10 protein-coding genes are annotated in these 11,496 nt (G+C 62.6%); 3 read left to right on the top strand and 7 right to left on the bottom strand.

Going from position 1 to position 11,496, the window contains the following annotated elements:
• Positions 1-3 precede the first annotated feature (3 nt).
• Complete coding sequence (locus LGH83_RS10775) at positions 4-624, bottom strand: (2Fe-2S)-binding protein (RefSeq protein WP_227398686.1); 621 nt, start codon at positions 622-624, stop codon at positions 4-6.
• A 195-nt stretch (positions 625-819) separates the two neighbouring features.
• A complete protein-coding gene (locus LGH83_RS10770) occupies positions 820-984 on the bottom strand; it encodes a hypothetical protein (RefSeq protein WP_227398685.1) in 165 nt (54 codons plus the stop codon).
• A gap of 214 nt (positions 985-1,198) precedes the next feature.
• Here LGH83_RS10770 and LGH83_RS10765 point away from each other — a divergent pair, with 214 nt between their 5' ends.
• Complete coding sequence (locus LGH83_RS10765; protein WP_227398684.1) at positions 1,199-1,900, top strand: hypothetical protein; 702 nt, start codon at positions 1,199-1,201, stop codon at positions 1,898-1,900.
• A gap of 582 nt (positions 1,901-2,482) precedes the next feature.
• A complete protein-coding gene (locus LGH83_RS10760) occupies positions 2,483-3,958 on the top strand; it encodes a hypothetical protein (protein ID WP_227398683.1) in 1,476 nt (491 codons plus the stop codon).
• A 479-nt stretch (positions 3,959-4,437) separates the two neighbouring features.
• On the opposite strand, the gene LGH83_RS10755 is transcribed toward LGH83_RS10760, so the two are convergent.
• Positions 4,438-6,606 (bottom strand): FAD-dependent oxidoreductase, encoded by a 2,169-nt coding sequence (locus tag LGH83_RS10755; protein WP_227398682.1) that lies wholly within the window; start codon positions 6,604-6,606, stop codon positions 4,438-4,440.
• 223 nt (positions 6,607-6,829) lie between these two features.
• On the opposite strand from LGH83_RS10755, the gene LGH83_RS10750 reads away from it, so the two are divergent.
• On the top strand, positions 6,830-7,477 hold the full coding sequence (locus tag LGH83_RS10750) for a peroxiredoxin-like family protein (protein ID WP_227398681.1): 648 nt from the start codon (positions 6,830-6,832) through the stop codon (positions 7,475-7,477).
• An 87-nt stretch (positions 7,478-7,564) separates the two neighbouring features.
• Here the strand turns inward: LGH83_RS10750 and LGH83_RS10745 are convergent, their stop codons facing one another.
• The 4 genes from LGH83_RS10745 to LGH83_RS10730 are packed head-to-tail and all read right to left on the bottom strand — an operon-like array spanning position 7,565 to position 11,365.
• The gene (locus tag LGH83_RS10745) at positions 7,565-8,290 is read right to left on the bottom strand and encodes a glycosyltransferase family 2 protein (protein ID WP_227398680.1); all 726 of its coding nucleotides are present in this window, start codon (positions 8,288-8,290) and stop codon (positions 7,565-7,567) included.
• A 3-nt stretch (positions 8,291-8,293) separates the two neighbouring features.
• On the bottom strand, positions 8,294-9,376 hold the full coding sequence (locus LGH83_RS10740) for a radical SAM protein (protein WP_227398679.1): 1,083 nt from the start codon (positions 9,374-9,376) through the stop codon (positions 8,294-8,296).
• The gene (locus LGH83_RS10735) at positions 9,373-10,674 is read right to left on the bottom strand and encodes a glycosyltransferase 87 family protein (RefSeq protein WP_227398678.1); all 1,302 of its coding nucleotides are present in this window, start codon (positions 10,672-10,674) and stop codon (positions 9,373-9,375) included. Before LGH83_RS10735 ends, LGH83_RS10740 begins: the two co-directional genes overlap by 4 nt.
• On the bottom strand, positions 10,658-11,365 hold the full coding sequence (locus LGH83_RS10730; RefSeq protein WP_227398677.1) for a DUF2064 domain-containing protein: 708 nt from the start codon (positions 11,363-11,365) through the stop codon (positions 10,658-10,660). Before LGH83_RS10730 ends, LGH83_RS10735 begins: the two co-directional genes overlap by 17 nt.
• Positions 11,366-11,496: the final 131 nt, after the last annotated feature.

Genomic DNA, 11,496 nt, shown 5'->3' with positions numbered 1-11,496 from the left:
GGATCAGCCCTCCATCGTGGTTTTGGCCTGACGAACGGCCGCGACGATATTGGGGTAGGCCGCGCAGCGACAAAGATTGCCGCTCATATATTCGCGGATGGCATCGTCGTTGTCGGCATGGCCTTCCTTGATACAACCGATCGCCGACATGATCTGGCCGGGTGTACAATACCCGCATTGGAAAGCGTCATGATCGACGAAGGCCTGCTGCATCGGATGCAGCGGCCCATCCGCGCACGTGAGCCCTTCGATCGTGGTGATCTCCTTGCCTTGCGCCGCGACCGCCAGGGTAAGGCAGCCAAGCGCCCGCTGACCATCGAGCAGCACGGTGCAGGCACCGCATTGTCCATGATCGCAGCCCTTCTTCGAGCCCGTCAGACCGATATGGTCGCGCAGCGCATCGAGCACGGTCGTCCGCACATCAAGGCCTAAGCGATACACTTCGCCATTGACCGAGAGATGGACGTCAAGGGGCGCTTGCGGATCGGCGAAAGGAACCGGCTGGGCCTGGGCCTTTGCGGCTCCGGCGCCAACGAGGGGAATCGCCGCAGTCGATACCGTTGCGCCCAGAAAATGTCGTCGGCTCACCGACACGGAAGGCGTGTCGTCATGGTCTGTCGGCATGGTTGCCTCCGCAAGTGCCTCGAACGATCGAAACGGATCACGATCCGGAACGAGCAGGCGCATGTCACCTGCTGTCGCTCGAACAACCCTCAGCTCTTTGGAGTGTTTCCAACCAACCTGCGTTTTAACGCGGTCCGGTCACTCGGTCGCATGCGCGGGATCGTGTGCACTCGACTCGTCGACGTGGTGTCGTCGTCATGGCTTGGTTCGGTTCTGCTCGTCGGCGGGCGTGAGGCCGCGCCGATGCTCGAGCAGCTTGGCGCCGATCAGAAACAGGATGCCGCAGGCGAGCACGATACACAGGCCTGCCATGATCCAGAACGGCGCCATGGCCAACAGAGCTTCGGTTTCGGCGTTCACGTGGTAGTTCCTCGGTCGTGAGATGCGGATGCTGTATCGAAACGATGTCGGAGGACGCTTTCCTCGAATGCGTGTCGCCCTGAGTTTATATAGGCACGCTTTCGGACGCGTGACGCCGCTGCAACGTGATGTGAAGCAGGTCCAGAACGTTGCTGTGCGCGACGCGGCGATCGGGTATGCACCATCTCGTCCCGCGTCCACTAGGCGAGCAATCATGACATCGATCCCCGATCAAGCTGGCGCCCTCGTCGGACGAACCATCCTGTTGATCGAGGATGATCCTCTGGTCGGAGTGATCGTCGTCGATCATTTGGAAGACGCCGGTGCGCGCGTCGTCGGTCCGGTGACGACGATCGCGGATGCGCTCGAGGTGATCGCGGGTGATGCCGTCTTCGATGCGGCCATGCTGGACGCCCATCTTCAGGATGGATCGGCGCGCGACATCATCGCGGCTTTGGTGTTGCGCGGTACGCCTTACGTGCTCGTGACGGGAGATGAGAATTTCGGTTTGGCCTATTCGGCGAATGCGCCCTGTGTGCCGAAGCCGGCCAATATGGGGAAGGTTACGCAGTTGCTTGCGTCTCTGCTGGCGGAGCAGGGCAGCGCGGAACCAAGGCTTCCCGCGGCCAATCAGATTCCGGCGGGCCAGGGTCTCCCGTTCGAGCCGTCGGCATCGCAGGGGCTGGACGCGGCAGGCCACGACGATCTGATCGGTCAACATGGCGCTGTGACGATTGGCACATTACGCAAGATCTATGGCGAGAGTTTCGCCCACGGATCGTCGCCGGATGCTCAATTGGCCGATGTCATGGCTGGTCTTGACGCGCCGTCGTGGTCTTGGCTGACCGCTGACCATGCAAGCGGCAATCTAACGGGGGCGATCTTGATGGCCCATGCTCCCGGTTCGCGCGGCTAGCCAGCCGAGCACAGGGGACTGCGGGTTGCCAAGGGTCGTGCGGCTTCGATGCTGTGAGGTCGCCCAGTTTAGGGGTCCCGCCCACTCGATTTCGAAAATCGTTTCCTGTTTGTCCTGAAGCCGGTCCGTCCTGATGGCGACCGCTCGCAACCGGTTCGCGTGTCAGGCGAGGCTCACGCTTTGCGACCACCTCGACCGTGTCGATGCCGCTTTCGCTCGCGCGGCCCGGGTGCCCAGCAAGCCTCGTTCGATGTCTCCGCCTTTTGACGGCAGGTCATAATGTTGCGCCGCAACGATGGCTCATTCGCGTGTTGAGCGAAGATTAAATCATCGATTTATCATGCGATTGACCGTTGCAAACCAAAGACCTTACTGTTCATTATACGGACGCCGCGACCGATGTGGGGCGAACATTTGATTGATCCGGACGCAAGCGTTGCTTCTGCGACGATTACCAGCATATCGCGCTGTTTAGAAATGCCGCACCGCCCTCGTAACATCGCAAACCGCAAAGGAGTTGTAACGATTGCTGCAATGAGAGAGCTTAGCTCAAGCCACGATAGAATCAGGGAGTGCGAGTGAATGCCGGGCGATGTCGAAGCCATTCTTGTTGCTGGAATGCACCGCAGCGGCACGTCTTCGTTAGCCGGAACACTTGTCAAAATGGGGGCCACCGCGCCGCGAACCCTTATGGGTGCGAGCGAGGGAAACGAGCGGGGTCACTGGGAATCCTGGGCCGTGATGGAATTGAACGACGAAATCCTGGCCGCTGTCGGGTCGAGTTGGAGCGATTGGCATCCGATCCGCGAATTTTGGGATGATGAGGGCTTTATGGCCCGCTTCCGCGATCGTGCACGGGCCATGCTCGACACGGAATTCGACCATTCGACGTTTTACGTGTTCAAGGATCCCCGCCTCTGCCGCATTCTGCCGTTCTGGATCCGTGTTCTCGGCGAGTCGGGGGCGATCTTTCGTGTCCTCTTGCCGGTTCGTAATCCTCTCGAGGTGGCCTATTCCTTGCGGAAGCGGAGCGGGTTTTCCTTGAGCTTGGGGCTGCTGTTGTGGCTCACACACACGCTGGATGCAGAAGCCTACAGCCGCGGAAGCGCGCGCGCTGTCGTCGACTGGACTGATTTTCTATCCGACTCACGGCTGACGCTAGCACGCGCGGGCGAGCACCTCGGCCGAGCGTGGCCTTATCAGTCGATCAAGAACCGGAGTGAGATGGAGGATTTTCTCACGGAGGATCTGCGTCACAACGTGGTCAGCGACGCGGATTTCGAGATCCATCCCGATATCAATCACTGGATTAAGCGGACCTACCGCGCCATGCAGCAGCTCGCGCGAGAGCCTCATTCCGAGGATGCGCTGCATACCCTGCAGGACGTGCGCGTGGAGTTTCATCGGGCAGCCGAGTTGTTCGGCCCCATTCTCCTCAAACTCGAGAAGCAAGAAGAGGAACGGGCCGAGGCTTATCGGATCCTTCAGGACAAGGAGCGGGCTGCCGAAACGCGATCTGCCCTGCTGGGCGGCGAGGTCGGCCAACAGACCGAGCGCGCGGCCTTGGCCGAGCAGGAACGTGAACATTTGAGACATCTGCTGGGACAGACGGAGGTCGAGCGGTCCGATCTTGCACAACAAGTCGAGGCGAGTGCCACCGAACGCGATCGACTTTGCGCTGAACGCGACCGGGTTGCTGCGGAGAAAGAGCAGCTTGAAGCCGAACGCAACCGGGCCGCTGCCGAGAAGGAGCAGCTTACCGCCGAACGTGACCGGGTTGCTGCGGAGAAAGAGCAGCTTGAAGCCGAACGTAATCGGGCCGCTGCAGAGAAGGAGCAGCTTACCGCCGAGCGCGACCTTGTTGCTGCGGAAAAAGAGCAGCTTGAAGCCGAACGTGACCGATCGACGGCTGAACGAGAGCAGCTTGCTGACGAGCTGAAATGTAGGGTCGAGGAATTGAGGGCGATGAAGCAGGACATCGAACGGGTCAACGAGGCGTTCGAGCGGGCGAACTCGCAAGGGATGCTGCGACGGCTTATCGGTTCACGTCACTCTTGAACCCTTGAGAGATGCTTGCGAGGCGAACCACATGCGTGTGTGATCCTGCGTATAGCCGGGTTTCGTGACATAACGCGCCCGATCCTTTACCGACGCCGGACACACCACGCTTGATCGATCCGCACCGAACGTCGCAGACCGCGAAGACCCCGGGACGAGTGGTCGCAACGGCGATCCAAGTGGCCGTCCCTCGCCGCCCCAGCCTGTGCGGAGCCACCCCCTTTCGTCGAGCTCCAGGCACCCATCAAACTCGTCACTCTTAGGAGTCGTGCAGGAACAGCTTCGGGAACAGAGCGAAGCGGCTCGATGTGCCGCGCGCACCGAGCGTGCTCGGACCTCCCAACGGACGGTGTTGCGGACCTCGCCGCATCTGTGGCGCATGAGGTGAACCAGCCCCGATCTGCGATCGCCACCCCAAGCGGGTGCGACCATGCGATGGTTGGGCGCGGTCGGTCGAGAATGGCACCAGCCTCGATCCGCTACTTTCCCGCTATGCTGGTCACCGATTGGTCTCCGGCGTCGGTGATCAGCCGACTTCCCCTTCGGTCGGTCAGATAGGCCCAAACCCATTCCAGAATGACGGATGCTTGGCTGCGGCCTTCGGTGAGGAAAAGGATGTGCACGAGTCCCCATAGCCACCATGCCGGAGCGCCCCGCAGGCGGAGTGGGCCAAACTCCGCGACGGCCGTGCGTCGACCGATGGTGGCGAGGCTGCCGGGATGACGATAGCAGAACGGTCCTGGAGCGGGTTTTTTGCGGAGGCTTGCTCGAACGACTTTGGCCACATAGGCGCCACCCTGCTTGGCGGCGGGGGCGAGACCAGGGACTGCACCACCTTTCCACGCCGCTGACGACGCCGTATCGCCGATGGCGAAAATCATCGGGTGCGAACCGACCTTGAGGTCGGGGCCGACGATGACGCGGCCGGCCCGGTCGGCGGCTGCACCGAGCCAATCCGCGGCCGGCGATGCCGCGACACCCGCCGCCCACAGCACCGTGCGCGCTTCGATCCGCGCGCCGCCAACAACCACGCCGTCGGCGTCGATCTGCTCCACCTTGGCGCCTGTCAAGACTTCGACCTTCAGCTTGACCAATTGGTCACGCGCATCGCCGGACAGAACAGCTGGAAAGGTCGGCAGTAGCCTGCCCGCAGACTGCACCAAGACGATCCTCGCCGTTGCGGGATCGATCGTCCGATACTCGTTGGTCAAGCCATGCTGCGCCAATTCCGCAAGAGCACCCGCGAGTTCGACACCGGTCGGGCCGCCTCCGACGATCACGAAGGTCATCCATCGGGCGCGTTCGCTGGGATCGTCGGCGCTTTCGGCGCGCTCGAAACCGATCAGCAGGCGTCGACGGATCTGTGTCGCATCCTCGATGCGCTTGAGGCCTGGAGCGTCGTGAGCCCAGTCGTCCCGTCCGAAATAGCTGTGCCGCGCTCCGGTCGCGATCACGAGATAGTCGAACGCGAGGCGACTGCCGTCGAGAATGACCTCGCGGCTCTCGGCCGAGATGCCGCGCGCTTCAGCAAGCAAAACCCGCAGATTCGCTTGCGACCGGAAGAGGCTGCGAATCGGCGTAGCGATCGCGGTCGGGGCCAAGCCAGCGGTCGCGACTTGGTAAAGCAGCGGCTGGAACACGTGATGGTTGTTCCGGTCGACGAGGGTAATCCGACACGCCGCATGTTTGAGGCCCCGTGCGGCCGCAACCCCGCCAAAGCCGCCGCCGAGGATAACGACGTGCGGCAGGGTCAAATCGAGCGACGACAGGCGTCGGTTCGGATCGGACAAGCGCATCGCCACGAGAGGATCCAAGGCGAGTGGCCCGCCCCCCCGGCAAGCCAAGATGCCAAGCAAGAGCGTCCAGTAGAGCCGGTCGTCGACCGACATCCCGGCCTGACCGATCGGAACGATGAGGATCAGAACGAGCGCACAGAAGCGTGTTCCAAGCCCGAATAGAAGCAGAACAGCTAATCCGGCCGCAAAGCCCTGCGGCAGCGACGCGGTCCATCCTGGGGCAACGATCCAATCGGCCAGCAAGCCGGTACCCAATCCATCTGTCGATCCAACGAGGTTCACCAGAAGTGCGCTCGCAATGCCAAAGCGAAGGCTGAGTAAAAACCAGGGTCCGACGCGCCGCGTCACCCAGGCAAAAGCACGCCGCACGGTCCGAGCACCGGGTATGGCACTGGAGTCGAGCCCCTCAGCGATGAGGGCGTCGATCGAAACAAGGCTGGATCCGAACACGATGATCCACCCTAAGAGGACCGCCCAGATCGGATGGGCGATCGTGAGCCCGCCTGGGCTGTGCAGCAGCAGCACCTGGATCAGCAGGGGAGCGGCCGCGAAGCGACTGCCGAGGCCGATCATGAGGAGAACTGGACAGATGAACTGGGTCAGCAACCCAAACGGAGAAGCCACCACAGCGTTGAGTGCGGCGACAAACAAGCCGGAACCGCTCATCGCAGGAAATGCCCCGCGCATCGCTGAAATGGCTGCTCCGACAAGGAAGATTTTGGCCAACCAGATTCGTGCCGCAACGTCGAGCCATGGGGCGACTGCATCACCGCAGGATTGAATGATCGCCCGGCATCGAGAGGTGAACGCGACGCCACCGGACTGTGCCGTGAAGCCAATCTGCTGAGTCAATCGAGGCCCCCGACAATGGTCCTCCGCTGTGCCGGCAACCGGGAGGGTCCAGAGCACCAAAACAAGCGATCCGACCGTGGTTGACCAATACCGATTGAGCATCGAGTTGATGTATTGTGACAAATCACGAACAATGCGGGTATCTCGTCAAGCTCTGTTTGGTTCGAGCCAAGTTTTGTCGCCGTCGCGACAGGTTCGCACAGCGCTCAGGAAAGCGTGTCGCATGCCTCTGCTGATGGAACTGGCCGAGCGGCGTCGCGACGCGAAACCAGGCTATATCGATCGGATCGCGCAAGCCGCGCAGCGGCTTGAAGCCGCGGGCATCCCGCAAGGCATCAAAGGGTTTGGCAGCGTCGCTCCCGACTTCGCCCTTCCGATGCTGCAAGGCGGCTCTGTCGTTCTCTCGACCCTCCTGCGAGCTGGACCAGTCGTTCTGAGCTTTTACCGCGGCGAATGGTGCCCATTCTGCCAGGCCGAACTCGACGCGCTTCTGATCGCCCAGCCTGCGATGGAACGCCTTGGCGCGGCCTTGCTGTTGATCTCGCCGGAACGACCAAGCCAACAGCTTGCACTCCGTGTTGCGCGTCTGGGTGCCCGGGCACATCTCATTGAGGATGCCGCACTGGGCGTGGCCCTGACCTATGGGCTTGTGTACCGCGTGCCAGACGTGTTGCGGGATTTCTATCTGCAATCGAATCCCGCATTGTCGCGCGAGCTCGAAGAGCGAGCCTGGTTGTTGCCACTCCCGGCCGACTTCGTGATTGGCCAAAGCGGGATCGTCGAATTGTCTTATGTCGACGCCGACTTCACGCGCCGTCTCGACCCCGATCTGATCGTCGAAACGCTGGAACGTGTCGTCGCGTCGATGTGACAATCGCGTTTTGGCAAGCCGATCCTCGGCGCTGAGGATGCAAGCTGATCCGGTGCGCGGCGCGCCGCGTAGCCATGCATCGACAGATCACCTGACCGGCGACCGCCGCAGCACGAGAGCGAGGCGTAGGAATGTCCGCACCAGCGTAGCGGCGGCCGGCAAGACGGCGCGGAGATCACCCGACACTTTCGAGACGCCGCCGTTCCGCTGGCGACAGCCGGTCGGCACTTCACGAATGACGAGACGACGAGCCGCGATCCGCATTTGCATTTCGAGGTTCCAGCCGAATGTGGTCTCGCGCATGCCAAGGGTCATCAGCGTGTCACGGCGAAGGGCGCGGAACGGTGCCATGTCGGTATAGCGAGCTCCGTATAGGACCCAGACAAGCATGCCGGCGAGGCGACCGGCCACAATCTGGCTCGCCGTCATACTGCCGTTCTCGCGCGCTCCCCGTAGCCGGGATGCGATGCAGAAATCGGCCTCGCGGCGCATAACGGGGCCAATGATGACCTTTGCGAAACCTGGATCGTCCGAGCCATCTCCATCGATGAAGGCCAGGATGGTCGCATCCACGCGCGCCGCCTGGGCCCCCGCGGCACAGGCTCGTCCATAGCCCCGCCGCGGCTCGAGCACCACCGTCGCGCCTTTTGTCCGGGCAATCTCGGCAGTCCGGTCTGTCGAGCCCCCATCGACGACGATGACTTCATCGAGCCCGGCAGCCCACAGGCTCGCGACTAGGGGGCCGATCGCCTGTTCCTCGTTCAAACACGGGATGATGATGCTGACGACGGCTGAATCTAGTCCAATCCGCACGCGTCAGAGGCTCCAACGCAGGCCGCAGTTGCTGCAGGCCGTGGGCGGTTGATCGGACTGAAGGGCATTCCGGAATTCCTGATAGCGCGGGCCATTCCAAATCGCCTTGAGGGTCTCCTGTGTGGCGTCGCCCAACGTATAGTTTTCGTAGCCGTGCTGAGCGAAAGGCGCGATACAGCAGGGCAGCGCTCTCCCATTGGCCGTAAAATACATGACGGTCCACGGCCGTCCGCAGAGCGACCAAGGGTTCCGGCTCGTCTTCTTCTCGAGGCTCATGCCGGGTTCTGATGCGGCGCCCGACGACGAAAATTTGACGCCAAGGCTCCTGGCGATGGTCTTGGCCTCATGCAGCAAGCGGGCCTCGTCCCCATCCATACGCTCGAACAAGGCCTGATCGGGCCTCGCAAGTCCGACCGTGTCACCATCGAAAAACACGAGGCGCTGCAGGTAGACCTCGCGGACGCCGATGTTCGCCGCCATCCGGACAAAGGCCGGCAGTTCGGCGATGGTTTCCTTGAGACCTGTCAGCCAAGCGGACACGCGTGGCGTGGAGTGGCCCTCACGCTCCTGCAAGGCTCGGAAACGGGCCACGTTGCTGAGGATGCGATCGAAATAATCCATGCCCCTAACCGCAAGATAGCTTTCGCGCGTCGAGGCATCGAGCGAGACGCGGAGTTCATCGAGCCCGGCATCGATCAGCGCCCGCCCGTTGCGATCGTTCAGCACGGTGCCATTGGTATTGAACAGCACGTAGGTTCCACGGTCCTTCAGGTATCGCACCATTTCAGGAAGGTTTTTGACCAGCATCGGTTCGCCGACACCGTGCAGCACGGCGCGACTAAGCTGCGGGATCTGATCGACAATCGAACGAAATAGATCCCACGACAGATCGGCCGGCGGCTCGAGTTCGACATAGGTTCGCGGACACGTCGTGCACAGCAGATTGCAGCGGTTCGTGACCTCGAGATAGAGGCAGACGGGGGGCCGCTGGGCCACGGCTGTCCGGCTTGGGTCGGCCGCCTCATGATAGCGTCGAGGATCCAAGCGAGATGCTTCCGTCACGTCGAGATCGGGATCAAGCGTCATGGGATCGCCTTTTTGGGCAAGAGATGCCGGGCATCGACGAGGGCGGCCGCTATGGCGACGGCCATCATGACCGCCCATCGATCGAAGAACGGGGGCGCATCCGCGTTGAAGCCGTAGAGAAGAAAACCGCTCGTCGTGAGCGCGAAGGGACTCCACAGGCCGAGCAACGGGGTCAGTGGCAGCGCGACGAGGAAGTACCAGGGCAGCGTTGGGCTGAGGAGCAGCAGGCTGACGACGAGGAGCAGCGCTGTACCGCCCAGCATCGTTTTAAGATCACGTGCGCCGGCCCACCGCGTCCGCAAGGCCAGCCCCAAGAGCGCCGCGGCTGCACCTGCCCCATAAACGAGCGTCATCCAAGGAGGAAGCAAGCCGAGATGGTGCAGCAGCGCGAGCCAGAAAACGCCCTGGCCCGTATCGAGGCCTTGTTCGTGCAGATAGGTGGGCAGAAACCCCAGGATGCCGGAGCCGGCGCCTAAGAACGGGACATAGCAGCAGACGGCCAAGGCCAGAACCGCGAGGGGCAGAAAAAGCTGCCACGGGCGCCACAACGCCGGCAACGCAAGGGCCGCCGTCGGTTTGACCAGCGCCGCGAGGGTCAGCATCAGCGCCGCAAGTGCGGGCCGGCCCGCAACCGAGCCCCAGGCGAAAGCGCCGAAAAGCAGGGCCATCATGGCCGCATCCACATGGCCGTTTCCGGCAATCTCCCACAGGGGAGCCGGATGAAAAAGGAGGATAACGCTCCAGCCCGAGGGGTGGCCGAGCCGCATGAGGAGCCGAAGCGTGGCCCATACGGCGACACCTTCGAGAAGCACCATGGCGAGCTTCATGGCCCAGACGGAGGGGGACAGGCGCGTGACGAGCGCAAACAGGGCCTCGGCCACCGGTGGGTAGATCGTGACGGCATAGTCGCGTTTATCGATGAGGCCGTATTGTGCCGGATCCCGCAGCCCGAGAAGGACGGGGTCGGCCGGAACATGCAGGTAGGGGTTGTAGCCTGCATTTTCGACCCGGCCATCCCAGATGTAGCGATAAACGTCGCCTGACAAGGAGGGCACTTGGAGGACGAGCCAGAGCCGCAGAAGCACGGCGCCACCCATCAGCACCGCAAGCACAAGGCGCGAGCCTGAGAACACGGCCAGCCAGCCAGCCGCCAGGCTGATTCCAGCCTGGGCGAAGGCGCAGGCGTAGAACAATCGATCGCTTTCCGCGCGACCCATCATCATCCCTGAGGTCAGCCCCGCCGTGATCACGACAAGCCCGACCGCGGCCACGACAACCCGCTTATTGTCCGAGATCATACGCCAGAACCTGACGGGTTTCCGGCGCTGCGGCGCCCCTGCGATCGAGCCCGGCCGGCATGAGGCCGCGCAACTCGCTCAGCAGCCATTCGAGGCTATCCACGTCATCGATATCGTACCAGGGAGCAGTCTGAATGACGGGAAGACCGAGTTGCGCGGCGCGATCGAGGGAACAGGACAGCACCGTCGCGGTACTCCAAGGAATCGCCTCGAAGAGCGCGCTGCAGCGACGCTTCAGTCCGACGAAGGTGTAACCACCGTCGAGCGCCGGCCCGAACACGACGCGATCGCCGGGCTGCCGCAAAGCCACGATCGCTTCCGTGAGCAGCGTGGGGGGGAGAGTCGGGCTGTCCCCGTTGACGAGCACCACGCAATCGTGCCCGAGCGCCAGGAGATCCGCGACCGCGCCATCGAGGACACGGCCCAGCACAGGATCGGTGCGAACGACATATCCGAACGTCGATGGCAGGAAGTCCGCCAACTCGATCGAGGCGTCCGCTGGGCTGCATACCGCATAAGCTTCGGCGCCGACCTCTGCCGCGACATCGACGATCGTGGCGGACAAGTCGAGCAAAAAGGCTCGCGACAACGCTGCCGCTCCTTCGGCGCCGACGATCGGGATCAGCCGCGTCTTGCTCGACCCGGCTCTCGGAACCTTGCAGATAATGGCGATGGCGGCAGTGGATGGCATGGGCGCGTTCGCCTCGCGGTACCGCAAGTGCAGGACGAACTGACCCCATCGTCGATCACGTCCGACTGAGCATCGGCGGGCATCGATCGTCGGTGGCGCAGCGGCACTTCTGGCGCAAGCACTACCAATCT

It is taken from the genome of Lichenihabitans sp. PAMC28606 (assembly GCF_020616535.1).
Lineage (GTDB): Bacteria > Pseudomonadota > Alphaproteobacteria > Rhizobiales > Beijerinckiaceae > Lichenihabitans > Lichenihabitans psoromatis.
This window is presented reverse-complemented; position numbering and strand designations above follow the sequence as displayed.